Raw genomic sequence first — 24,716 nt, 5'->3', positions numbered from 1 at the left:
TCGGATGCGCCCTTGCGTTGGGCAGTGGAAAACCTTGCCGAGGCAGGGTCGTATGGGTAACACACAGAAATCGGAGTTGCGTTATGGCTGGTCATTCCAAGTGGGCGAACATCAAGCACCGCAAAGAGCGCCAGGATGCCAAGAGGGGCAAGATCTTCACCAAGTGGATTCGTGAGCTGACTGTCGCAGCCCGTCAGGGCGGCGGCGAGCCAGGGTCCAACCCGCGTCTGCGGCTGGCGCTGGACAAGGCGCTGAGCGCCAACATGAGCCGCGATATCATCGATCGTGCGATCGCCCGGGGTACCGGAGCGGCGGGCAGCGATGACGTGGTCGAGTTGAGCTACGAGGGTTATGGTCCCGGTGGTGTCGCGGTGCTGGTCGAGTGCATGACCGACAACCGCAACCGTACCGCCGCCGCCGTGCGCCACGCGTTCAGCAAATGCGGGGGCAACCTGGGCACCGATGGCTCGGTGGCCTATCTGTTCGAGCGCAAGGGGCAGTTGTCCTTCGCTCCGGGCGTCGATGAAGATGCCTTGATGGAGGCAGCCATGGAGGCCGATGCCGACGACATCGTCACCCACGCTGATGGCTCGATGGACGTGTTCACCTCGTTCGCCAGCTTCTACGCGGTGGGCAATGCGCTGCAGGCGGCGGGTTTCAAGGCCGACGAGGCAGAAATCGTCATGGCCCCGACCACCAGCGCCGAACTGGACGCGGAAGGTGCCGAGAAAGTGCTCAAACTGATCGACATGCTCGAAGACCTGGACGACGTGCAAAACGTCTACTCCAATGCCGAAATATCCGATGCCGTGATGGAACAGCTCGGCTGATCGGCCTGTTTGTTTTATCGAAGCCATGCTTCAACAGGGCTGGCCTCTTCGCGGGTAGATGACCCGCGAAGGCGTCAGCCGTGTTTCTCACTACTGCAGGCTTTATGACTTTAATTCTTGGAATCGACCCAGGCTCGCGCATCACCGGGTTTGGCGTCGTGCGTGAAACCGGACGAGGCTGCGAGTACGTAGCTTCAGGCTGCATCCGTACCGGCGGGGGGCTGCTGCACGATCGTCTGCAGATCGTTTTTCGCGGTGTGCGCGAAGTGATCCAGACCTACGGTCCGGTGACCATGGGCATCGAGCGGGTGTTCATGGCTCGCAATGCCGACTCGGCCCTGAAGCTGGGTCAGGCACGGGGTGCGGCCATCGTTGCGGCGGCCGAGGAGGGGCTGGAGATTGCCGAGTACAGCGCCACCCAGGTCAAGCAGGCCATCGTCGGTACCGGTGCAGCCAACAAGGAACAGGTACAGATGATGGTCATGCACCTGCTCAAGCTGACTCAGAAACCCCAGATCGATGCTTCCGACGCCCTGGCGATCGCACTGACCCACGCGCACACCCGTTCGAGCCTGATGCCCCATGGCCTGAGCACCGCCCGCAGCCGCGGTGGACGCCTGCGTCTATAGCGGCTTACATCGTTTCAAACTTTTTTGCTTGCAGCTCACCCAAGTCCTGCAATGATGGCCACGGATTCGAAGATCCGGCCAGCATGAGCAGGGCGTGACTGCGCCTTCCGACAAAGGATTCAAACGTGATTGGACGCCTGCGCGGTACCTTGGCTGAAAAGCAGCCTCCGCACCTGATTCTCGACGTCAACGGGCTGGGCTATGAGCTCGAAGTGCCGATGACCACGCTCTATCGCCTGCCGCCGGTCGGCGAAACCGTGACCTTGCACACCCATCTGGTGGTGCGCGAAGACGCTCAGTTACTCTATGGCTTCTATGAAAAGCGCGAGCGTGAGCTGTTCCGCGAGCTGATCCGCCTGAACGGCGTCGGTCCCAAACTGGCTCTGGCACTGATGTCGGGGCTGGATGTCGATGAGCTGGTACGTTGCGTGCAGGCTCAGGACACCTCGGCGCTGGTGAAGGTACCTGGCGTGGGCAAGAAGACAGCCGAGCGCCTGCTGGTCGAGCTCAAGGATCGCTTCAAGGCCTGGCAAACCACGCCGAGCATGTTCGAACTGGTGCCCAGCGGGCCGCAGGGCCCGGCGCCGGTCAGCAGCGCCGAGGCCGATGCCGTCAGTGCGCTCATCTCCCTGGGGTACAAGCCCCAGGAAGCCAGCCGCGCCGTGGCAGCCATCGACGCCAAGGGGCTGAGCAGCGAAGAATTGATCCGCCGCTCGTTGAAGGGAATGATCTAAGTGATCGAAGCCGACCGCCTGATCGCCGCCACTGGCCGCGATCGCGAAGAAGTACAGGACCGGGCCATCCGCCCGCTCAGCCTGGCCGAGTACATCGGCCAGCCCACCGTGCGCGAGCAGATGGAGTTGTTCATCCAGGCCGCACGCGGGCGCAGCGAATCCCTGGATCACACCTTGATCTTCGGCCCGCCAGGTCTGGGCAAGACGACCCTGGCCAACATCATTGCCCAGGAAATGGGCGTGTCGATCAAGAGCACCTCGGGCCCGGTGCTGGAGCGGCCGGGAGATCTGGCGGCCCTGCTGACCAATCTGGAACCCCACGATGTGCTGTTCATCGACGAGATCCACCGGCTGTCGCCCATCGTCGAAGAAGTCCTGTATCCCGCCATGGAGGATTTCCAGCTCGACATCATGATCGGCGAGGGGCCGGCGGCACGCTCCATCAAGCTCGATCTGCCACCGTTCACCCTGGTCGGTGCCACTACCCGTGCCGGCATGCTGACCAACCCGTTGCGCGACCGCTTCGGCATCGTCCAGCGTCTGGAGTTCTACAGCACGGCGGACCTTGCAACCATCGTCAGCCGCTCGGGCAACATTCTGGGGCTGGCGATCGAAGATGAAGGCGCCTTCGAGATCGCCCGGCGCGCCCGCGGTACGCCGCGAATTGCCAATCGGCTGTTGCGCCGGGTCCGGGACTTCGCCCAGGTACGGGGCAAGGGCCACATCACCAAGCCCATCGCCGACCTGGCTTTGAACATGCTGGACGTCGACGAGCGCGGCTTCGACCATCAGGACCGGCGCCTGCTGCTGACCATGATCGAGAAATTCGACGGCGGTCCGGTGGGCGTCGACAGCCTGGCGGCGGCCATCAGCGAGGAGCGGCACACCATCGAAGATGTTCTTGAGCCCTACCTCATTCAACAGGGCTACATCATGCGGACCCCACGCGGGCGCGTCGTCACTCGCCACGCCTACCTGCATTTCGGCCTTAACATTCCCAACCGGTTGGGCGACATGCCTGCCGGTGATGCCCAACCCGACGAAATCGACGCATGAAAGGCCCATTGCGCAGCGATCTAATTCGGGTTTGCGTGGTCCTAGGGGCTGACGCAGCTTTCGCCTGCGCTTTGCCTGCACACGCAACGAAAAAACAGTTGCCTGGGCGGATTGGCAACCTGAGGAGTAAGCACTAGAGTATGCGCGCGCAAAACGGGGTTCAGGTGTTCGCTCATCAGTGTCGGGTCTATTACGAAGACACCGATGCCGGCGGCGTCGTCTACTACGTCAACTACCTCAAATTCATGGAGCGGGCTCGTACCGAGCGCCTGCGTGCGCTGGGGTTCGTCCAGTCGCAGTTGGCAGGAGAGAACCTGCTGTTCGTCGTCCATTCGGCAGAGGCGCGCTACCATGCGCCAGCGCGGTTGGACGACGAACTGAAGGTGACCGCCGAAATAATCGAATTGAATCGCGCCAGCCTGCGTTTCAAGCAGCAGGTATGGCGGATGAAGGACGCAACGCTGCTCTGCGAAGGGCAGTTCATGGTGGCCTGTGTGCGCGCCGATAATTTCAAACCCCAGGCCATTCCCCCAGCCTTGCGCGCGGCCCTCGCCGACGCGGGCGACCTGGGCAAATAATCCAATGCAGGAGATTAAGCGTGGAAGCTAACGTCGTCGACCATACCTCCATGTGGAGTTTGGTCAGCAATGCCAGTGTCGTGGTGCAGTTGGTCATGCTGATTCTGGTGGCCGCCTCGGTCACTTCGTGGATCATGATCTTTCAGCGCAGCTCGATGCTGCGCGCCGGGCGTCGTGCTCTGGACAGCTTCGAGGAGCGCTTCTGGTCGGGCATCGACCTCTCCAAGCTGTATCGCCAGGCCGGTAGCAATCCGGATCCGGATTCGGGCGTCGAGCAGATCTTCCGTGCCGGCTTCAAGGAGTTCTCCCGTCTGCGCCAGCAGCAGGGCGTCGACCCCGATGCCGTGATGGAAGGCGTCGGCCGTGCCATGCGCGTCGCGATCTCCCGCGAGGAAGAGAAGCTCGAGCAGGGCCTGCCGTTCCTGGCCACGGTCGGTTCCACCAGCCCGTATGTCGGTCTGTTCGGTACCGTATGGGGCATCATGAACTCGTTCCGCGGTCTGGCTTCGGCCCAGCAGGCGACGCTTGCGACCGTTGCACCGGGTATTGCCGAAGCGCTGATCGCCACGGCCATCGGCCTGTTCGCTGCCATTCCGGCCGTTATTGCCTACAACCGTTTCGCTGCCCGCAGCGAGACCCTGATCAACCGTTACTACACGTTCGCTGACGAGTTCCAGGCCATCCTGCACCGTAAAGTGCACACCAGCGAAGAGTGAGCAGGGATAACCCAATGACTCGAGGTCGTCGCCCAAAACGCAAGCCGGTCGCCGAGATGAACGTGGTGCCCTACATCGACGTGATGTTGGTACTGCTGGTCATCTTCATGGTCACCGCTCCGATGATCAACCAAGGTGTGAAGGTCGATCTGCCCAAGGTTTCCAGCGAAGCGTTGCCGCAGGACAACAACACTCAGGTGCTCACCATTTCCATCAAGGCCGACAAGACCTACTACTGGAACGTCGGCAAGGAAGTAGACACTGAAAAGCAGCAGGACAAGGCCATGACCCTGGCGCAGATGACCCAGGCCGCGACCGCGATCATCAACCAGGGCAATGCCAACGGGAAGAAGACCCAAGTCTTCATTCGCGGTGACAAGACCGTGGATTATGGCGCTGTCATGGGCGCCATGGGTGGTTTGCAGCAGGCAGGTGTCGGTAACGTTGGCTTGATTACCGAGGCCCCGTGATGCAAAAGCGAGAGCATTCAGCCTCGGAAAGCTTCTTCTGGCCCACGGTCTGGGCGGTAGCCCTGCACGTGCTGATTTTCGGGATGTTGTTCGTCAGTTTCGCCATGACGCCCGAACTGCCCGAAGCGCGCCCCATCGTGCAGGCTACGCTCTATCAGCTCAAGTCCAAGAGCCAGGCCACCACTCAGACCAATCAGAAGCTGGCGGGCGAGGCGAAGAAGTCTGCCGCGCGACAGACCGAAGTCGAGCAGATGGAGACCAAGAAGCTTGAACAGGAAGCCATAAAGGCGGCGGAACAAAAGAAAGAGGAAACTGCTCAAAAGGCCGAAGCAGCGAAGAAGGCCGACGAAGCCAAGAAAGCCGATGCCGCCGCCAAGGCGGAAGCGGCAGAGGCGGCCGCAGCCAAGGCTGAAGCGGCCAAGGCCGAAGCGGCTGAAAAAGCTGCCGAAGCCAAGAAGAGTGAGTTGGCCGATATCGCCAAGAAGAAAGCCGAGCAAGAGGAGGCCAAGAAGGAGGCGGCCGAGGAAGCCAAGAAGAAGGCTGCCGAAGACGCCAAGAAGAAGGCCGCCGAAGACGCGAAGAAGAAAGCCGAAGACGACGCCAAGAAAGCTGCTGCCGCCGCCGCTGCCGAAGATGCCAAGAAAAAGGCTGCCGAGGACGCGAAGAAGAAGGCTGCGGCCGACGCTGCGAAGAAGAAGGCCCAGGATGCGGCACGCAAGGCTGCGGAAGACAAGAAGGCGCAGGCACTGGCCGATCTGCTTTCCGACAAGCCCGAACGCCAGCAGGCGCTCGCCGATGAGCAGGGTGATGAAGTCGCGGGCAACTTCGACGATCTCATTCGCTCGCGAGCAGCCGAAGGTTGGGCACGTCCGCCTTCTGCACGCAAGAACATGACTGTGGTATTGCAGATCAACATGTTGCCCGATGGTACCGTCACCAACGTCAGCGTTTCGCGCTCCAGTGGCGATGGACCTTTCGACAGTTCGGCGGTTGCTGCGGTCAAGAACATTGGCCGTTTAACGGAAATGCAGGGTTTGAAACCAGCTGACTTCAACCCCTATCGTTCCTTCAAGATGACATTTACACCTGAGGATCTTGCCTTGTGATTACCCTTCTTCGAGGACTGCTCGTCGTCCTGTGCTGCGCAGCCGGCATGGCCTCTGCGGACGAAAAGAACATTCTGGTCACCAGCGGTGCCGACCGGGCGACGCCGATCGCGGTCGTCCCGTTCGGCTTCCAGGGTGGCAGCGTGTTGCCTGACAACATTGCCGAAATCGTCGGAAACGACCTGCGCAACTCGGGCTACTACTCACCCATTCCACCGCAGAACATGATCAGCCAGCCGTCCCAGGCCAGCGAAGTCATCTACCGCGACTGGCAGGCGCTGGGCGCCCAGTACGTCATGGTCGGCAGCATCACGCCGGCCGGTGGTCGCCTGCAGGTGCAGTACGCACTGCTCAACGTCAACACTCAGCAACCTGTGTTAACCGGCAGCGTGTCGGGCACGACCGATCAGTTGCGTGACATGGCCCACTTCATCTCCGACCAGTCGTTCGAGAAGCTGACCGGGATCAAGGGTGCGTTTTCCACGCGCATGCTCTATGTCACCGCCGAGCGCGCCGGTACCAACGCCACTCGCTACACCCTGCAGCGTTCGGACTATGACGGGGCACGTGCCGTGACCCTGCTGCAGTCGCGCGAGCCGATCCTGTCGCCACGCTACTCGCCCAATGGCCGCAACATTGCCTACGTATCGTTCGAGCAGCGTCGTCCGCGGATCTTCCTGCAGAACGTCGACACCGGTCGCCGCGAGCAGCTGACCAACTTCGAAGGCCTGAACGGCGCACCGGCGTTTTCACCTGACGGCAACCGCCTGGCGTTGGTGCTGTCCAAGGATGGCAACCCGGAAATCTACGTGATGAACCTGTCTTCGCGTGCATTGACCCGCGTGACCAACAGCCCGGCGATCGATACCGAACCCTTCTGGGGCAAGGACGGCTCGACGCTTTATTTCACGTCGGACCGTGGCGGCAAGCCGCAGATCTACAAGACCAGCACTTCCGGTGGCGCCAATGCCGAGCGTGTGACGTTCGTGGGCAACTACAACGCCAACCCGAAACTTTCGGCTGACGAAAAGACGCTTGTAATGATTCACCGGCAAGATGGTTTCACCAATTTCAAGGTGGCGGCGCAGGACCTGGAACGCGGAAGCGTAAAGATCCTCACAGATTCAACTCTTGATGAGTCGCCTACTGTTGCGCCCAACGGCACCATGGTAATCTACGCCACCCGCCAGCAGGGCCGGGGAGTCTTGATGCTCGTGTCGCTAAACGGCCGCGTGAGGCTCCCGCTTCCTACCGCTCAAGGCGAAGTCAGAGAACCGTCCTGGTCCCCTTACCTGAACTGACGCGGCGTAATACGTTGTACTTAACACACTGGGGTTCATTAGGAGTTTCACGATGGAAATGCTGAAGTTTGGTAAGTTTGCTGCGCTGGCCCTGGCCTTGTCCGTAGCTGTAGGTTGCTCGTCCAAAGGCGGCGAAGATGCTGGTCAAGGCGGCGCTGCTGTCGACCCTAACGCTGGTTACGGCGCAAACACCGGTGCCGTTGACGGTTCCCTGAGCGAAGAAGCTGCTCTGCGCGCAATCACCACCTTCTACTTCGAATACGACAGCTCGGACCTGAAGCCAGAAGCCATGCGCGCTCTGGACGTTCACGCCAAGGACCTGAAAGCCAACGGCGCTCGCGTCGTCCTGGAAGGTAACACCGACGAGCGCGGTACTCGCGAGTACAACCTGGCACTGGGCGAGCGTCGCGCCAAGGCCGTTCAGCGTTACCTGGTACTGCAAGGCGTCTCGCCAGCTCAGCTGGAACTGGTTTCCTACGGCGAAGAGCGTCCAGTAGCTACCGGCAACGACGAGCAGTCGTGGGCTCAAAACCGTCGCGTCGAACTGCGTAAGTAATTCGTCATGCGAACGTGCCGTCGTGCTGTAACTGTTCTGGCTTTCGCCCTGCCTGTAATGGCTTGGGGCGCGGTGCCTGTGGTCGATAGCAACAACAATGGAGGCTACGGTAACAGTGGCGCCGTTAGTGGCAGCTATCCGCCTGCAGGTTACGGTACGAACGGCGCCTCGGCCGGGTCAGGTGCGCAAGCGCCTGTCTCGGCTCAGGGCGAGCTGTTCATGCAACTGCAGCAAATGCAGGAAGACATCGCGCGTCTGCGAGGTCAGGTCGAAGTCCAGCAAAACGATATCCAGCGCCTGAAACAGGAAGGGCTCGAGCGGTATCAGGATCTCGATCGTCGGATTGGCGCTGGGGTTGCACCTGCACCCGCTGCCCAACCGGATAATTCTTCAGCCAGCGGCGCCTCCGGCGGCGCTGGTGCTTCATCGGCTGGCGGTCAATCGACAGCCAGTTCAGAGCCTGGCGATCCGGCCAAGGAGAAGCTGTATTACGATGCAGCCTTCGACCTGATCAAAGCCAAGGATTTCGACAAGGCCAGCCAGGCATTTGCCGCATTCCTGCGCAAATACCCGAACAGCCAGTATGCGGGCAATGCCCAGTACTGGCTGGGCGAGGTCAACCTTGCCAAAGGTGATCTGCAAGGCGCAGGTCAAGCCTTCGCCAAGGTTAGCCAGCTGTATCCCAAGCACAATAAGGTGCCGGATTCGCTGTACAAATTGGCCGACGTCGAACGTCGCCTCGGTCATACCGATCGAGTCAAAGGTATTCTGCAGCAGGTTGTGACCCAGTATCCGGGTACTTCCGCGGCGCAATTGGCGCAGAAAGACCTGCAAAGATTATGAAGCTTGCCGAGTGATTCGAAGAAACCCGCGCCTGGCGCGGGTTTTTTGTTAGAATTTGCCGCCATTTTATGAACACGCTTCCTGAAGCCACGCGAGCGCGGGCCGCCTGAAGTGCCCAACGGAGGCGGTCAGCCTGTTTCGCTGTCACGCCCGTGGACCCTATGCAAGACACACTACGCATTACCGAAGTCTTCTACTCCTTGCAGGGTGAGACGCGGACCGCTGGCCTGCCCACGGTTTTCGTGCGCCTGACCGGTTGCCCTCTGCGCTGCCAATACTGCGACAGCGCCTATGCATTCAGCGGGGGTACCCAGCGCACCCTCGAGTCGCTCATGGAGCAGGTGGCTAGCTACAAGCCCCGCTATGTGTGCGTGACCGGGGGCGAGCCGTTGGCCCAGCCCAATGCCATCCCATTGATGCAGCGCCTGTGCGATGCGGGCTATGAGGTTTCCGTGGAAACCAGCGGTGCGCTCGACATCAGCGCAGTGGACACGCGAGTCAGCCGGGTGCTTGATTTGAAGACCCCGGGTTCCCTCGAGGTCCATCGCAATCGCTACGAGAACATCGAGCTGCTGACCCGCAACGACCAGGTCAAATTCGTCCTGTGCTCGCGCGAAGACTACGACTGGGCCGTCTCCAAGCTGATTCAGTACGGTCTGGACCAGCGCGCTGGCGAAGTACTGTTCTCGCCGAGCAAGGATCAATTGCGGGCAACCGATCTGGCCGACTGGATCGTGGCCGACAACCTGCCGGTGCGCCTGCAGATGCAATTGCACAAACTTCTTTGGAACGACGAGCCGGGGCGCTGACATGAACGACACAACCGAGCACCAGAAAAAAGCGGTCATCCTGCTCTCCGGCGGCCTGGATTCCGCGACCGTAGTGGCGATGGCCAAAGACCAGGGCTACGCCTGCTACACCATGAGTTTCGACTATGGTCAGCGCCATCGCGCCGAGCTTAATGCGGCGGCGCGGGTGGCTCGCGATCTGGGCGTGGTCCAGCACAAGGTCATTGGACTGAATCTGGACGGCATGGGCGGTTCGGCGCTGACCGATACGTCGATCGACGTTCCCGAAACCTTGGGCGAGGGCATTCCGGTGACTTACGTGCCGGCGCGCAACACGGTCTTTCTGTCGCTGGCCCTGGGCTGGGCCGAGGTGCTGGAGGCGCGGGACATCTTCATTGGCGTCAATGCGGTCGACTACTCCGGCTACCCGGACTGCCGACCCGAGTTCATCGAGGCCTTCGAGCGCCTGGCCAATCTGGCTACCAAGGCTGGAGTGGAAGGCAATGGCTTCACCATTCAGGCGCCGTTGCAGAACATGAGCAAGGCCGAAATCGTCAAGGCGGGCGTGGCACTGGGTGTGGACTACGGCCTGACGGTGTCCTGCTATCAGGCTAACGACGAAGGCCAGGCCTGTGGCAAATGCGACAGTTGCCGCTTGCGCGCGGAAGGCTTCACTGCGGCCGGTGTGAGTGACCCTACACGTTATTTTTGATTTTTTTTCTGTAGGGTGTTGAATTACCAAAAGAATTCGGTATTATACGCCCCACGAAACGGGTCGTTAGCTCAGTTGGTAGAGCAGTTGGCTTTTAACCAATTGGTCGTAGGTTCGAATCCCACACGACCCACCATTTCGAAACCCGCAGCTTGCAAAAGCTGCGGGTTTTTTTATGCTCGGAATTCGGTGGCTATCCTTGCAGCGATAGGGCTTTGCTAACACCTCGTTTCTCTGTAGCCTGCGCCAGCCCTCAAAAGCCTCACGAAAGCCAGGGCATATACTCCCAGGCCCTTGTCGGCCCGGTCTATACTCGACTCTCGCGCATCAGCGCTCGCAGGTCTTGCCCCATGACGCAGATATCCGAACGCCTTCTGGTTCAGGCTCACCTGGATGCCAAGCAGCCCAAGCCCCTGACACCGGAGCAGGAAGCCGACTACCGTTCAGCCATCGCTGCCGAGCTCAAGGCTCAGGACGCGGTTCTGGTTGCTCACTACTACTGCGATCCGGTGATCCAGGCGCTGGCCGAGGAAACCGGCGGTTGTGTGTCCGACTCGCTGGAAATGGCACGTTTTGGCAACCAGCACTCAGCTCGCACCGTGGTGGTGGCGGGTGTTCGGTTCATGGGCGAAACGGCGAAGATCCTCAACCCTGAAAAACGTGTGCTCATGCCCACCCTGGAAGCGACCTGCTCGCTGGACCTGGGTTGCCCGGTCGATGCATTCTCGGCTTTTTGCGACCAGCATCCCGAGCGCACGGTGGTGGTCTATGCCAACACCTCGGCAGCGGTCAAGGCGCGGGCCGACTGGGTAGTGACGTCGAGCTGCGCGCTGGAAATCGTCGAGAGCCTGATGGACAACGGCGAGAAGATCATCTGGGCGCCGGACAAGCATCTGGGCAACTACATCCAGACCCACACCGGCGCTGACATGCTGATGTGGGACGGTGCCTGCATCGTGCACGAGGAGTTCAAGTCGCGCCAACTGAGCGACATGCGTGCGCTGTATCCCGATGCCGCGATTCTGGTGCACCCCGAGTCGCCGGCAGAGGTCATCGCACTGGCTGACGCCGTGGGCTCCACCAGCCAATTGATTGCCGCTGCCCGTACGTTGCCGCAGCAGACGCTGATCGTGGCAACCGATCGCGGTATCTTCTACAAGATGCAGCAGGCCGTGCCTGGAAAGACGCTGATCGAGGCGCCCACAGCGGGCAACGGTGCTGCCTGTCGCAGCTGTGCGCATTGCCCGTGGATGGCCATGAACACACTTGAGCGCACGCTGGAATGCCTGCGCGCCGGCAGCAACGAAATCACTGTGGATCCGGCGCTGATTCCCCAAGCTGTTCGGCCGCTCAAGCGCATGCTGGACTTTACCCAGGCAGCGCGCCTGAAAGTGGCTGGCAACGCTTGATCAAAGGCCTTTGCCGAGTACGACCACGGGCCTTTCGGACTTCGGCAGTTCAAGCTTTGGCAACTCAGACCGCGGACGGCCCAGTCGTTTGTTCAGTTCCAGCCATTCGGCCAAAGCCAGCATCAGGCCTGCGCCGACCAGCGCGCTCGCGATCTGCATCGCGAATAGATCATCTGCCAGGGCATTGGCCATGTCGGCCAACGGTGCCAGCACCACGCTGAGGCAGAAGACCTCGAGCGAATAGCGCCCCATCAGCCCGACTTTGCGTGCCAACAGATGATTCACCCAGGCACCTTGAGGTATCAGCTTGGCCACACAGTAGGCCAAAGCCACGAAGTGTAGAAGGCGTGACGGCGAGAGGTTGGTCTTGTCGATGGGGTAGAGCAGTTGGCTGAACCAGCCGGGCACCAGTGCCTCGTGCAGCATCGGCCAGCGCCATCCCAAGGCAACCAGCGCGCTGAAGGTCACGAGCGTGGCGCACGCGAGGAACAGGGGTTGGCGGCTCAAGGGGCGGGTCGGCACGGCCTGCCTGCGCGTCGAATGCAGCGCTGTGGCGCCACCCAGTACGAACAGCACCTGCCAGGCCAGAGGATTGAAATACCAAAGGCCGTTGTCGTGCGCAGGAATATTCCAGCCCAGCCATTGCACCATCAGGTACAACACCAGCGACAGGCCGATGGCCTGGGCCGGCCGCTTGACCAGCAACGGCAGGACGATCGGCAGGCCGAGCAGCAACACGATGTACAACGGCAAGGGGTCCATCAGGTTGGGTTTGAAGCGCAGCAGCAGTTCGTCGACCATCGCCTGTTGCGGGTTTGACACGAAATAGGTGAGGTTCATCTCCTGGATCATGTCGCGGGTTTCGACGTGATTGTTGGCGACGAAGATGATGCCCATCAGGACCGCCAGCAGGAAGATGTGGACCACGTAAAGCACCCAGGCGCGACGCAGGATGCGCATGCCGGCCACCAGATAGCCGTCGCGCAAGGCGATCTTGCCGTAGGCCAGTACGGCGGCATAGCCGGCGAGGAACACGAACACTTCTGCAGCATCGCTGAAGCCGAAGTTGCGCAGCGTGAAGCTGGCCAGCGGGTTTTGCGGTATGTGATCCCAGAAAATGAAGATCAACGCCAAACCTCGATAGAAATCGATCCGATGGTCTCGATCGTTAGTCATGGCGACAGGCTCTTGCAAATAGGAAGGATGTAGTAGGGATGGGACAGCGGGCATTGCGGTTCCGCGTCGGCGGTCATTATCGACCAGCGGCGCGGAGGGTGGCGGGTTTCGCAACGAATTGCAAAAGTTTGGCTATTACGGAATGTCACAACGCCAAGTTACCGCAGCCCTGTAGCAGCGGCGCAAGCCGCGTCATCGGTGCATACGGTATGCCTGAACAGACGCGTTGAGGCCCAACGCGGCTTGCGCCGCTGCTACAGTGGGGGATGGATCAGCTGCTGGCGTAGCTCCGTGGTTTCTTCGCTCCAGTACACCGGCTTGCCAGCGATCAAGGCCGCCACGGGCAGCCCGTCGCGGTACAGCACGCGGTTGCTCGGCAGTGCTGGCACGGTCTTGTGGATCTGCTGGGGGTCGGCGCCGGGCAATGGCAGCAGGGTGCCCACCAGGTTCAATGGGTCGCTGGCCGAAATGGACACCAGGCTGCCATCCACAGGTCTTTTGCGTACCTCGCGCAGGGCTGGAATGGCCTCTGGCAAGGCGAATTGCTCGCCGGACAAGCCGTCGATGAAACGCCCCCCGCGAATCTGTCCGCGCGCCTCCAGTCGCTGCAATGCCCGCAGCAGGTCGCGCCAGCTGGGCAGCCAGTCGGCTTCGCGTTGCAGCAGGCGCCAGAACACCACCCCGTAGCGACGCAACAGCACCAGTGCGATCTGTTCGACGGCTTCATCGGGGGCACTGCCGTTTGCCTGGAGCAAGGCCCAGCGCCCCGCATCGTCCATGCCGCCAATGAAAGCACCGCGACCACGGCGACTGCTGCGCGCCTGACGTTTGCCGGCCGGTGTGATCAGCGCGCGCAATCCGGCGAAACTGTCGGCGTTCACGCGGCCTGCGGCGACCAGTTCCTGCAGCGCGTTCTCCACTTCGGTGCGCAGCAGGCGCACATCGTGGACGAGATCGTCGAAGAACATCGCGCCCTGCGCGGCCAGGGTTTGTTCGACCTTCTGCGCGCGCATGGACAATTCCTGCGGCTGGACTGTAGGAGCCTGGCTGCGCCACAGGGGCAGGCGCGCGCGGGGCAGCAGCACGATGGGCGTACCGCGCAGGGTGGTTCCTTTGCCGCTGCTGGCCAACCGCGCCCAGACCGTCTTGCCGCTGCGGCAGGCGCGGTCCAGCCACGATGGGTCGTAGCCACGCAGCCGTACGGGCAGCAGATCGCTCTCCCAGGCGCCAGCCGGGGCGCTGTACCCTTCGAACTGTTCCAGGATTTTGGGCAGAGCCTCCTCGCCTTGCAGGCGGGTGCCGGGCGCCAGGCACTGCCAGTCGAGCAGAAAACGCATGAACACTTGCAGGCTGACCGGTTCGATCTCCCGCCGCAGGCGCTTCACCGTATAGCGATGGATACGCGCCAGCAGGTGCCGCTCGCACCACTGGGTTTCCTCGATGTGGGTGAGAAACTGGCCGCGCATCACATAACCCTGGGATTCCAGTTCCAGCAGCGCCAGTTCAACCACGGCAGGATGCAGGTTGAGCGGGGCGGCAATGTCCCCCAGTCGCTGCGGGCCGAATCCGCTCAAGCGGGCGCGGATCAGCTCCAGCGTCGCACTCTCCTGGGTCCACGTCTGGGCCAGGTGCGCCGGCACCTGCAGTGCGGGGGATAGCTGGGCGTTGGGGTAGAGGGTTTGCAGGCAGGCCATGCGCTCCAGGGCCAGCCACAGGTGATTGCCATCGCCCAGCGTCAGGCGCGCAGCACGGCCGGTGCGCGCCAGCGTCTTCAACAGCGCCAGCTCGCCGGGCTGGGCTTCGTGTTCGGCCAAGGCGCCCAGGCTCATCAAGGCTTCGTGCATCTCGTCGCCGTTGATGGGGGCGGGCCATGCTTCGGCGGCCACCGCAGCGATGGCATCCGTGTCCAGTTCACCCATGTCGTCTGCCGAGCGGGGTTCGTCCCAGCGTCGGTTGAGGACTGCCTGGGTGCGTCGCTCTTCCAGCGGAGCGTCGTCGAGGAACGCGTAGGGCCGGGCATTGAGGATAGCCGCCGCCAATGGCGAAGGGCTGGGCAGGTCGCGCTGGATGAGGGTGATCTGACCGCTCTCGATGCGCCGCAGCAGGGTCAGCCAGCCCGCGCTGTCCATGGCCTCGTGCAGGCAATCGTCGAGAGTCTGCTGGACCAGCGGGTGATCAGGAATCTCCCGCTCGCCGACGATATTTTCCAGGCAGGCGATCTGGTCCGGGAATACCGTGGCGATCAAATCCTCGCCTTTCATGCGCTGCAGTTGCGGGGCCACCTTGCGTCCGCCGCTGTAGCGGGGCAGGGCCAGGGCCGTCGCTGCGTTCCAGCGCCAGCGCACGCCGAACAGCGGCGCATCGAGCAGCGCCTGGATCAGTATCGGTTCAGCGCTGTTGCTGTGCAGGTAATGCCACACCTCCTCCAGCTCGAAGCTGTGGCTGGTCGACAGCGACAGTACAATTGCATCTTCGCTGGCGGCCGCTTGCAACTCGAAATTGAAGGTGCGGCAGAAGCGCTTGCGCAGGGCCAGACCCCAGGCGCGGTTGATACGGCTGCCGAAGGGCGTATGGATGACCAGTTGCGTGGCGCCGGAGGCGTCGAAGAAGCGCTCCATGATCAGAGTGTCCTGCGAGGGCAGGGCGCCCAGCGCCTGACGTGTGCGCGCCAGATAATCGAGCAGTTGCTCGGCGCTGTCCCGGCCCAGGCCCAGTTCGTCCTGCAACCAGGGCAGCAACGACTCGACTTGACCTTCGCTGAGCGCCAGGCGCTGGTCGATCGATGCCTGCAATCGCGCCACGCTGGCCGACAGCTCGGCGCTGCGCCCCGGCATTTCGCCGAGCCAGAAGGGGATGTTCGGCGCCTGGCCGTGGGCGTCTTCGACCCTGACTTTGCCGCCTTCGATGCGCAGGATGCGGTAGGACCGGTTGCCCAGTTGGAAGATGTCGCCGGCGAGGCTTTCCACGGCGAAATCCTCGTTGACGCTGCCGATGCTCAACGCTTGGGGTTCCAGTAGCACCGCGTAGTCGGCGTTATCGGCAATCGCCCCACCGCTGGTGACTGCGGTCAACTTGCTGCCGCGTCGACCGCGCAGAGTGCGGGTCATGGCATCGCGATGCACATAGGCTGCGCGCACGCCCTGACGTCCGCTGTAGCCCTCGGCGAGCATGCGCAGCAAGCCCTCGAAGCGCGTGTCGTCGAGCCCGGCGTAAGGCGTTGCCTGGCGGAACATCTGCAGCAGCGCCTGCTCCGGCCATTCCTGGCAACTGACCTCGGCGATGATCTGTTGGGCCAGCACGTCCAGCGGCGCCTGAGGAATCTGCAAGGTGTCCAGTTCGCCGCGGCGCACGCAGTCCAGCAAAGCCACGCATTCGATCAGATCATCTCGGGAAATGGGAAACAGGCGACCCTTGGGAACGCCACCGACATGGTGCCCGGACCGCCCCACCCGTTGCAGGAACGCGGAGATGGAGCCTGGCGAAGCGATCTGGCACACCAGGTCGACGTCACCGATATCGATGCCCAGCTCCAGCGAAGCGGTGGCCACCAATACTTGCAAGTCGCCGCGCTTGAGGCGCTGCTCCGCATCCAGCCGGTGTTCCTTGGCCAGGCTGCCATGGTGGGCCGCGACGTGCTCACGGCCCAGGCGCTCGCTCATATGCCGCGCCACGCGTTCGGCCAGGCGCCGTGTATTGACGAACACCAGCGTGGTGCGATGGGACTGCGCGAGGGCTGCCAGACGGTCGTAGAGCAGCTCCCAGACATCGTTGGGCATGACTGCGGCAAGCGGCACCGCGGGCACTTCGATCGCCAGGTCCCGAGGCCGCGCGTGACCGATGTCGACGATCGAACATGCGCGTTGCGTCCCCACCAGGAATTGCGCCACCTGGGCGATGGGCTTCTGCGTGGCGGACAGGCCGATGCGTCGCAAAGGTTGGCTGCACAGCGCCTGAAGACGCTCCAGGCTCAAGGCCAGATGACTGCCGCGCTTGCTGCCGGCCACCGCGTGGATCTCATCGACGATCACCGTGTGCACATCCGCCAGCATGCCTCGGCCCGAATCCGAACCGAGCAGCACGTAGAGCGATTCGGGTGTGGTCACCAGAATGTGCGGAGGCTGCCGACGCATGGCGGCGCGCTCCTTCTGCGGCGTGTCGCCCGTACGTACACCGGCGACGATGGTCACCGCGGGCAGGTTCATGGTCGTCAAGTGCTCGGCGATGCCGCGCAGCGGGCGTTGCAGATTCAGCTGGATGTCGTTGGACAGCGCCTTGAGGGGCGAGACGTACAGCACGGTCGTGCGCTGCGGCAACCGACCCTGGTGCTCCAGTCCCCGTTTTACCAGTTCGTCGAGCACGGCCAGGAACGCCGTCAGTGTCTTGCCCGACCCGGTGGGTGCCGCAATCAAGGTCGAGAGGCCCTGCTGGATCAACGGCCAGGCCCGGGCCTGGGCAGGGGTAACGGCCGCAAAGTGCTGGCTGAACCAGGCGCTTACTGCCGGGTGGAAGTGGGCCAGTGGCGAATCAGGCTGTTCAGGTAGGTTCATGATCTATTGATGGGGGGAGGGCGGCGAAGTTGCAAGCTGAACGATGCAAACGGCGCACAACCCTCCCGTATTTTCGACGCCCAAGAAAAAGGGCGACTTTCGTCGCCCTCTGTCCAGCCTGTTGCTTCAACCCCGACGGCGCAGCGCCTCGATACGGTCTTCCAGAGGCGGGTGAGTCATGAGCAGGCCGGCCAGGCCGTGCTTGAGACCACCGTTGATGCCGAACGCATTGAGCGAATCGGGCATCTGCACCGGAACGCCTTGCTCGGAGCGCAGGCGTTGCAGCGCGCCGATCATCGCGTTGGTGCCGGCCAAGCGTGCACCGGCTTCGTCGGCGCGGAACTCGCGGCGACGCGAGAACCACATGACGATGATGCTGGCCAGGATACCCAGCACCAGTTCGGCCACGATGGTCGCGATGTAGTAGGCGATCCCTTGACCTTGTTCGTTCTTGAAGATGACCTTGTCGACGAAGTTGCCGATGATTCGCGCGAAGAACATCACGAAGGTGTTCACCACGCCCTGCACCAGCGCAAGGGTGACCATGTCGCCGTTGGCTACGTGGCCGATCTCGTGGGCCAGGACCGCCTTGACCTCATCGGGCGAGAACCGCTCGAGCAGGCCCTGGCTGACCGCCACCAGCGCGTCGTTCTTGTTCCAGCCGGTGGCGAAGGCGTTGGCCTCGTACGCCGGGAAGATGCCGACCTCGGGCATCTTGATGCCCGCTTCGCGCGACAGCTCCTCGACGGTCTGCAGCAACCATTGTTCGTGACGGGTGCGCGGTTGGGTGATGATCTGCGTACCGGTGCTCATCTTCGCCATCCACTTGGAGATGAACAGCGAAAACAGCGAACCGGCGAAGCCGAACACGGCGCAGAAGATCAGCAGCTGATTGAGGTTCAGATCCACCCCGTTGGCCGCCATGAACCCATTGAAGCCAAACAGGCTCAGGGTAATGCTGGCAATCAGCACCACCGCAAGGTTAGTGGCCAGAAACAGCAAGATGCGCATCATGGTTGTAACGTTCTCCTGACGGATAAAAGTGTTGCGTATGCGCTATATAAGGTGCGCGCCCGGTCGATTCAACCGGGGGACTATTTCAAACTGTGTATATGCAGACGGACACTTGAATACGTTCGGTTTTTACTGGCGATAATTCTTGAGGAAGCGGCCGATGCGACCGATGGCCTGCTCCAGATCATCGACTCGCGGCAGCGTCACCACGCGGAAATGGTCCGGGTTGGGCCAGTTGAACGCAGTGCCCTGGACCACCAGCAGCTTCTCCGAGAGCAGCAGGTCGAGCACGAACTTCTCGTCGTTGTGGATCGGGCAGACCTTGGGGTCGATGCGCGGGAACGCGTACAGTGCGCCCATGGGTTTGACGCAGCTGACACCGGGAATGTCGTTGAGCAGCTCCCAAGTGCGGTTGCGCTGTTCCAGCAGGCGACCGTTGGGCAGGACCAGGTCGTTGATGCTCTGGTAGCCGCCCAGCGCGGTCTGGATCGCGTGCTGGCTCGGCACGTTGGCGCACAGCCGCATGTTGGCCAGGATATCGATGCCTTCGATGTAGCTCTGGGCGTTGTGCTTGGGCCCCGAGATGGCGATCCAGCCGGAACGGAAACCGGCCACGCGATAGGACTTTGACAGGCCGTTGAAGGTCAGGCAGAGCAGGTCCGGCGCCAGCGACGCGGTGCAGATGTGTACGGCATCGTCATAGAGGATCTTGTCGTAGATCTCATCGGAGAACACCACCAGATTGTGCTGGCGGGCGATTTCCAGCATGCCCAGCAGCACTTCTTTGGAGTACACGGCGCCGGTCGGGTTGTTCGGGTTGATGATCACCATGGCCTTGGTGTTGGGGGTGATCTTGGATTTGATGTCGTCCAGGTCTGGCCACCAGTTGGCCTGCTCGTCGCACAGGTAGTGCACGGCGTGACCGCCGGCCAGGCTCACCGAAGCCGTCCACAGCGGATAGTCGGGCGCTGGGATGAGGACCTCGTCACCGTTGTTGAGCAGGGCCTGCAGCGACATCACGATCAGCTCGGACACACCGTTGCCCAGGTAGATGTCTTCGATGCCGACGCCTTCCACCTGCTTCTGCTGGTAGTACTGCATGACGGCCTTGCGCGCGCTGAACAGCCCCTTGGAATCGCTGTAGCCCTGGGCGGTGGGCAGGTTGCGGATGACATCCTGGAGGATCTCGACCGGCGCCTCGAAACCGAACGGCGCCGGGTTGCCGATGTTCAGCTTGAGGATGCGGTGGCCTTCCTCTTCCAGGCGCTTGGCGTGCTTGAGCACCGGCCCGCGAATGTCATAGCAGACGTTGGCGAGCTTGTTCGATTTGCTGAACTGCATGGTGAGGTCCCGAAAGATGACAAGGCCCGCGCCGGCCCTGAAGATGAAAAAATTGAATCGCTGAAACGCGGGTGACAGACTGCTGTCCAAAGGCGCAATCATACGTGCCGCCCGATCGTTGCAAAAGACACAGATCGGGCTTTTTGAACCGCCGAGGTGTACCGATGGCCAAGCTCACGCGAACCGAACAAGAATGGAAGGAAATGCTCGACCCCGAGCAGTACAACGTCTGCCGGCTGAGTGCGACCGAGCGGCCGTTCACGGGCAAGTACAACGATTTCAAAGGTGACGGAATCTTCATCTGCGTGGGTTGCAATGAGCCCCTGTTCGATTCGCGCACCAAGTTCGATTCCGGCTGCGGTTGGCCAAGCTTCTACGCGCCGATCGGCGAGCAGGCGATGGTCGAGATCCGTGACACCAGCCACGGCATGATCCGTACCGAGGTCAAGTGCGCCACGTGCGAGTCGCACCTGGGTCATGTGTTCCCCGATGGGCCGGCGCCGACTGGCCTGCGCTACTGCATCAATTCGGTGTGCCTGGATTTCCAGCCGCGGGCCGAACAGCCTGCATGACCCCTGACAAGAAAGCGACCATGAGCAAAGATCTTCTCTCCATCCCATGCATCACCCTGGACGGCCAGCACAAGACGGTCGGCGATTTCGCCGGCAAGGTGCTGCTGGTGGTCAATACCGCCAGCCAGTGTGGTTTCACCCCGCAGTACAAGGGCTTGGAGGAGCTGTGGCAGACCTATCGCAAGCAGGGGCTGGTGGTGATGGGCTTCCCCTGCAACCAGTTCGGCAATCAGGAGCCCGGCGATACGCTGGACATCGTGCAGTTCTGCGAGAAGAACTTCGGCGTCACCTTTCCGATGTTCCGCAAGATCGACGTCAACGGCGAGCTGACCCATCCGCTGTTCGCTCACCTGAAGAAAAGCGCGCCCGGACTGTTCGGTTCGGAAAAGGTGAAGTGGAATTTCACCAAGTTCCTGGTGGCGCCTGACGGCAGCGTCAAACGCTTCGCGCCTCTGACCAAGCCTGCCGACCTGGCGCACGAGATCGAGCGGGCGCTGGGCTGAAGCAGGTTGGGTGCCTGGCTATACGGGTACCCATTGGTCGATCAGCATCACCAGCTCTTCACGGCGAAACGGCTTGGCCAGGTAGTCGCTCATGCCAGCGGCGCGACAACGTTCGCGCTCTTCGGGCATGGCGTTGGCCGTCAGTGCCACGATCGGCAACTGTGGCCAGCGGCCGCTTCGACGTATTTGCCGGCTGGCTTCGTAGCCATCCATGACCGGCATGTTGCAGTCCATCAGCACCAAGTCGAACTCGCGCTTTTCCAGCTCGCTCAGTGCTTCGCCACCATGGGCGGCCACTGTGACTTCGCACCCCAGCTTGCTCAGCATGCCCTTGGCCACCAGCTGGTTCACCGGGTTGTCTTCCACCAGAAGAATACGCGCGCGACGCTGCGCGCTACGCCGGTTGGCGAGATTGTCGAGCGTCGCCGGCTCATCACCCACCAGGCTGCGACGCAAGGCCTGATACAGCGCGTTGCGTGCCAGCGGTCGGGCTTGCTGCTGCAGCGGCATCAGCGCGTTGGCCTGCTCGGTCGGCAGGAAGTTGCCATAGGCGGTGACCAGCAGAATGGGCGCCTGAATGCCTGGGCGCAGACTGAACAGGCAGTCTAGGTTATCGGTGATCACCAGGTCCGGCGCGATGCCGGAGAGGTCCGCGCCCAGGTCGTAGCGCTGGTAATCGATGCCCCACAGTGGCAGCACGTCCAGCAACAGCTCCGCCAGACCGCTGCCGGCATGCCCGACCAACACCACCTGGCCGCGCAGCAGCGGTGGCACCTGGGCAGGGCTGTGCGCAACCAGCGGCAGGTCGGCGTAGAACTGGCTGCCGAATCCGGCTTCGGAGCTGATGCTCAAGCGGCCCTTCATAGCCTCGCAGAGGTTGTTGGTCAGAGCCAGGCCCAGGCCGGTGCCGCCGAACTGGCGGGTGATGCCGGCGCCGGCCTGGGTGAAGGGCTGGAAGATCTTGACCTGGGCTTCCTGAGCGATGCCGATGCCGGTGTCGCTGACTTCGATGCGCACCCCACCTGGCCGGGTATAGAGGCGCACGTCGACCCGGCCGAAGCGAGTGAATTTCAGCGCGTTGGACAGCAGGTTGCTGACGATCTGCCGAACCCGGGTCGGGTCGCCCAGGACCAGTGCCGGAAAATGCGGGTCGATCAGGCAGGTCAGCTCGACGCTGGGTGCGGCGTTCTGCGACAGCAGATTGGCAGTGTCTTCGATCAACGCGCCGAGGTCGAAAGGGATGCGCTCGAGCTCCAGCTGCCCGGCGTCGAACTTGGACAGGTCGAGGATATCGTTGAGCAACTCGACCAGCACCTTGCCCGAATCGTGCGCGATGGAGAGTTGCTGCCGCTGTTCGGCATTGAGCGGGCTGTCCAGCGACAGCGCGATCATGCCCAGCAACCCGTTGAGCGGGGTGCGAATCTCGTGGCTCATGTTGGCCAGAAACGAGGCGCGCGCCTGGGCCATGTCCAAGGCCGTACGGCGCGCTTTCTCCAGCTCCTCGTTGGACATGCTCAGGCGGGTATTGCTGGCCTTGAGCTCGGTGGTGCGTGCCGAGACGATGTTTTCCAGCTCGCCCAGGTACTCGGTCAGGCGGTTCTCGGCGCTGCGCCGCTGCTGGATTTCCGTGGCCATGCTGATGAACTGCTGGTTGGCGACCTTCACCAGCACGCCGATCTCGTCATGTTCGTGGCCCGGGGGATAGTCCAGGCGCGCCGGTTTGGGTTGGTGCGGATCGCTATTGCTCAACGCGCGGATGACCCGGTTCAGCGGCTTGGTCAGCATTACGTAGAAAAAGCCCAGGAGCAGGGCGGTGAGCAGCGCCGTGCGCAGGAAGCCGCTGGCCAAGGTGATTTCGGCACGGCGCAGGAAGCGGTTGCCGATGGCGAAGGTGTCGACGGTCAACTGCAGGGTGCCGAGGCGGTCGTCGGGCATGTGCGAGAGGAACAGGGGGTCTTCGTACTGACGTTGGGCATCGAAGAGGATGTCGCTGATGAAGCGGTAGCTGCTTTCCAGGCGCGGCCGCTGCACGCTGGCCAGGATGTTGCCATTGTTGTCCGTCAGCCGTGCAGCGGTGATCGACTCCGATTGCAACAGGCCCAGGGTCAGTTCCTTGGCCAGCTCGGCGTCGATGTTGTAGGCGATGCGCGAGGCGGGGTTGTGGCTGATTTCCAGCAGTGAACGCATTTGCCGATCGATGGTTTGATCGACGATGGCATAATCGATGCCGATCTGGATAACGCTGAGCAAAGCCCCCAGAATGAAGCCGACCAGTACCGTCAAGCGGGCTTGTTTATAGGACAGCCGCTGGGTGAATTTTATATCCATGGATACTGGGCCAATTTCCATTCCGTGCGCAGGGCCAAAGCATGGACCATGTCTGTGCGCCGCAGTGTGCGACGGCATGTCCCCTTGCCGAACCTTTTACACGCAACTTGCCTTGAGGAAAAGTCGTGGACTCTCGTTTGAATGCCTTTCTTGAGCGCGCCGAATCCGTACTCGCGCGGCTTGAGCCGCTGCTGCCTGCGCTGCGCCCTGAAATCGACTGGCACCAGTGCCTGGCTGCGCGTTGGCAGCGCGAGGGCCGCAGCGGCTATCTGCTGCCGCTGGAGGTCAGTCTGGACATGCGCCTGAGCGATCTGATCGGGGTCGATCAACAGCGCCAGCAGCTGGCGCGCAACACGCAGCAGTTCCTCGACGGCCATCCGGCCAACCATGCGTTGCTGTGGGGGTCGCGCGGCACGGGCAAATCGTCGCTGGTGCGGGCGTTGCTTGCCGAGCATGCCGCCGTGGGCTTGCGCCTGATCGAGATCGAGCGTGACCACTTGGCCGATCTACCGCGGGTGGTCGAGCAGTTGCAGAAGCTGCCGCAACGCTTCGTGCTGTTTTGCGATGACCTGTCGTTCGAGGCGGGCGAGGGCGATTATCGAGTGCTCAAGAGCGTGCTTGACGGTTCGCTGGAGCAGGCGCCGGACAACGTGCTGCTGTACGCCACGTCCAACCGCCGGCACCTGGTTCCCGAACATCAGAGCGACAACGAGAACTGGTCCCGGGTCGACGGCGAGTTGCACCCCAGCGAAGCGGTCGAAGACAAGATCGCCCTGTCGGACCGGTTCGGTCTGTGGCTGTCGTTCTATCCCTTCACCCAGGAGCATTTCCTGCGCGTGGTGGAACACTGGATCGGCGAGCTCGCCCGTGACAGCGGCCTGCAATGGTCCCGTGACGAGCAACTGGATATCCTCGCCGTGCGCTGGGCCACTGGCCGCGGCAACCGCAATGGCCGCTGCGCCTACCAATTCGCCCGCTACTGGGTGGGTCTCAAACTGTTGGAGCAACAACCATGATCGATCTGCACGCTGCAGGCGCGGGGCTGGAAGGCTACCGTATGCTGTGCGCTCAACTGGAATCGCTGCTGGCCGACGAGCGTGATTTCGTCGCCAATGCGGCGCAGTTTTCCGCATTTCTGTTCAATCAGGTCGATGACCTGAACTGGGCGGGTTTCTATCTCAACCGCAATGAGGAACTGGTGCTCGGACCCTTTCAGGGGCAGGTGGCGTGTGTGCGCATTCCGTTTGGTCGTGGCGTGTGCGGTGCGGCTGCAGCCAGCCGCGAGACCCAGCGGGTCGAGGACGTGCATGCGTTCCCTGGCCACATCGCCTGTGACAGTGCGTCGAACAGCGAACTGGTGATCCCGCTACTCAAGGACGGCAAGCTGATCGGTGTGCTGGACCTGGACAGCCCACGCCTCGCACGCTTCAGCGAAGCCGACCAGCAGGGTCTGGAACAACTGGCGGCGATCTTCCTGCAATCGACCGACTGCAGCCGCTACTGAAGC

Annotated in this window: 23 protein-coding genes and 1 tRNA gene; 19 read left to right on the top strand and 5 right to left on the bottom strand. The window is 62.1% G+C overall.

The features are described 5' to 3' along the window. Positions 1–83 precede the first annotated feature (83 nt). The 15 genes from QMX89_RS09330 to nadA all read left to right on the top strand — a co-directional run bounded on the left by QMX89_RS09330 (position 84) and on the right by nadA (position 11,728). Positions 84–830 carry a YebC/PmpR family DNA-binding transcriptional regulator gene (locus QMX89_RS09330; protein ID WP_049861519.1) on the top strand — a complete coding sequence of 249 codons (747 nt, stop codon included), beginning with the start codon at positions 84–86 and terminating at the stop codon, positions 828–830. 104 nt (positions 831–934) lie between these two features. Beyond that, positions 935–1,459: a crossover junction endodeoxyribonuclease RuvC gene (gene ruvC, locus QMX89_RS09325; RefSeq protein WP_043193311.1), complete on the top strand. Its 525-nt coding sequence runs from the start codon at positions 935–937 to the stop codon at positions 1,457–1,459. A 125-nt stretch (positions 1,460–1,584) separates the two neighbouring features. Next, positions 1,585–2,193, top strand: coding sequence for a Holliday junction branch migration protein RuvA (gene ruvA / locus QMX89_RS09320; RefSeq protein ID WP_049861518.1), 609 nt, complete (start codon positions 1,585–1,587; stop codon positions 2,191–2,193). Beyond that, positions 2,194–3,249, top strand: a complete 1,056-nt coding sequence (gene ruvB, locus QMX89_RS09315) for a Holliday junction branch migration DNA helicase RuvB (RefSeq protein ID WP_049861517.1) — start codon at positions 2,194–2,196, stop codon at positions 3,247–3,249. A 140-nt stretch (positions 3,250–3,389) separates the two neighbouring features. Beyond that, entirely contained in the window at positions 3,390–3,827 is a 438-nt protein-coding gene (gene ybgC, locus QMX89_RS09310; protein WP_049861516.1) for a tol-pal system-associated acyl-CoA thioesterase, read from the top strand. Between the two features lie 20 nt (positions 3,828–3,847). After that, a complete protein-coding gene (gene tolQ, locus QMX89_RS09305) occupies positions 3,848–4,543 on the top strand; it encodes a protein TolQ (RefSeq protein ID WP_043187191.1) in 696 nt (231 codons plus the stop codon). A 14-nt stretch (positions 4,544–4,557) separates the two neighbouring features. Then, a complete protein-coding gene (gene tolR, locus QMX89_RS09300; RefSeq protein WP_049861515.1) occupies positions 4,558–5,013 on the top strand; it encodes a protein TolR in 456 nt (151 codons plus the stop codon). Further along, positions 5,010–6,119 carry a cell envelope integrity protein TolA gene (tolA, locus tag QMX89_RS09295; protein ID WP_049861514.1) on the top strand — a complete coding sequence of 370 codons (1,110 nt, stop codon included), beginning with the start codon at positions 5,010–5,012 and terminating at the stop codon, positions 6,117–6,119. Before tolR ends, tolA begins: the two co-directional genes overlap by 4 nt. Before the next feature lie 47 nt (positions 6,120–6,166). Beyond that, complete coding sequence (gene tolB / locus QMX89_RS09290; protein WP_197979106.1) at positions 6,167–7,420, top strand: Tol-Pal system beta propeller repeat protein TolB; 1,254 nt, start codon at positions 6,167–6,169, stop codon at positions 7,418–7,420. 52 nt (positions 7,421–7,472) lie between these two features. Next, the gene (gene pal / locus QMX89_RS09285; protein WP_043187198.1) at positions 7,473–7,976 is read left to right on the top strand and encodes a peptidoglycan-associated lipoprotein Pal; all 504 of its coding nucleotides are present in this window, start codon (positions 7,473–7,475) and stop codon (positions 7,974–7,976) included. A gap of 6 nt (positions 7,977–7,982) precedes the next feature. Then, positions 7,983–8,819 carry a tol-pal system protein YbgF gene (ybgF, locus tag QMX89_RS09280; protein ID WP_282347908.1) on the top strand — a complete coding sequence of 279 codons (837 nt, stop codon included), beginning with the start codon at positions 7,983–7,985 and terminating at the stop codon, positions 8,817–8,819. A gap of 161 nt (positions 8,820–8,980) precedes the next feature. After that, positions 8,981–9,628 carry a 7-carboxy-7-deazaguanine synthase QueE gene (gene queE / locus QMX89_RS09275; protein ID WP_282347907.1) on the top strand — a complete coding sequence of 216 codons (648 nt, stop codon included), beginning with the start codon at positions 8,981–8,983 and terminating at the stop codon, positions 9,626–9,628. A gap of 1 nt (position 9,629) precedes the next feature. Next, positions 9,630–10,319, top strand: a complete 690-nt coding sequence (gene queC / locus QMX89_RS09270) for a 7-cyano-7-deazaguanine synthase QueC (RefSeq protein WP_049861511.1) — start codon at positions 9,630–9,632, stop codon at positions 10,317–10,319. A 60-nt stretch (positions 10,320–10,379) separates the two neighbouring features. After that, positions 10,380–10,455 (top strand) — tRNA-Lys (locus QMX89_RS09265). 214 nt (positions 10,456–10,669) lie between these two features. After that, positions 10,670–11,728 carry a quinolinate synthase NadA gene (gene nadA / locus QMX89_RS09260; protein ID WP_134721608.1) on the top strand — a complete coding sequence of 353 codons (1,059 nt, stop codon included), beginning with the start codon at positions 10,670–10,672 and terminating at the stop codon, positions 11,726–11,728. Here the strand turns inward: nadA and QMX89_RS09255 are convergent, their stop codons facing one another. From QMX89_RS09255 to QMX89_RS09240, 4 genes are all read right to left on the bottom strand, one after another. After that, the gene (locus QMX89_RS09255) at positions 11,729–12,904 is read right to left on the bottom strand and encodes an OpgC domain-containing protein (protein WP_282347903.1); all 1,176 of its coding nucleotides are present in this window, start codon (positions 12,902–12,904) and stop codon (positions 11,729–11,731) included. Between the two features lie 254 nt (positions 12,905–13,158). Further along, positions 13,159–17,451, bottom strand: coding sequence for a DEAD/DEAH box helicase (locus tag QMX89_RS09250; RefSeq protein ID WP_282347901.1), 4,293 nt, complete (start codon positions 17,449–17,451; stop codon positions 13,159–13,161). Between the two features lie 126 nt (positions 17,452–17,577). Beyond that, positions 17,578–18,465, bottom strand: coding sequence for a protease HtpX (htpX, locus tag QMX89_RS09245; protein WP_049861507.1), 888 nt, complete (start codon positions 18,463–18,465; stop codon positions 17,578–17,580). A 129-nt stretch (positions 18,466–18,594) separates the two neighbouring features. Continuing rightward, entirely contained in the window at positions 18,595–19,806 is a 1,212-nt protein-coding gene (locus QMX89_RS09240; protein WP_056843477.1) for a pyridoxal phosphate-dependent aminotransferase, read from the bottom strand. Positions 19,807–19,970: 164 nt separating this feature from the next. Between QMX89_RS09240 and msrB the strand changes: the two genes are divergently transcribed. Both msrB and QMX89_RS09230 read left to right on the top strand, forming a co-directional pair. Then, positions 19,971–20,378, top strand: a complete 408-nt coding sequence (msrB, locus tag QMX89_RS09235) for a peptide-methionine (R)-S-oxide reductase MsrB (protein ID WP_049861506.1) — start codon at positions 19,971–19,973, stop codon at positions 20,376–20,378. Positions 20,379–20,398: 20 nt separating this feature from the next. Continuing rightward, complete coding sequence (locus QMX89_RS09230; RefSeq protein WP_049861505.1) at positions 20,399–20,881, top strand: glutathione peroxidase; 483 nt, start codon at positions 20,399–20,401, stop codon at positions 20,879–20,881. 18 nt (positions 20,882–20,899) lie between these two features. On the opposite strand, the gene QMX89_RS09225 is transcribed toward QMX89_RS09230, so the two are convergent. Further along, entirely contained in the window at positions 20,900–23,209 is a 2,310-nt protein-coding gene (locus QMX89_RS09225; RefSeq protein ID WP_282347895.1) for a response regulator, read from the bottom strand. A 125-nt stretch (positions 23,210–23,334) separates the two neighbouring features. Between QMX89_RS09225 and QMX89_RS09220 the strand changes: the two genes are divergently transcribed. Next, positions 23,335–24,225 carry an ATP-binding protein gene (locus QMX89_RS09220; RefSeq protein WP_049861503.1) on the top strand — a complete coding sequence of 297 codons (891 nt, stop codon included), beginning with the start codon at positions 23,335–23,337 and terminating at the stop codon, positions 24,223–24,225. Further along, positions 24,222–24,713 (top strand): GAF domain-containing protein, encoded by a 492-nt coding sequence (locus tag QMX89_RS09215; RefSeq protein ID WP_049861501.1) that lies wholly within the window; start codon positions 24,222–24,224, stop codon positions 24,711–24,713. The genes QMX89_RS09220 and QMX89_RS09215 overlap by 4 nt, the downstream gene beginning before the upstream one ends. Positions 24,714–24,716 lie beyond the last annotated feature (3 nt).

It is taken from the genome of Pseudomonas sp. PS01301 (genome assembly GCF_029960215.1).
GTDB lineage: Bacteria > Pseudomonadota > Gammaproteobacteria > Pseudomonadales > Pseudomonadaceae > Aquipseudomonas > Aquipseudomonas coleopterorum.
Note: the sequence above shows the minus strand (reverse complement) of the source record. Positions and strands in the feature narration are given on the sequence as shown.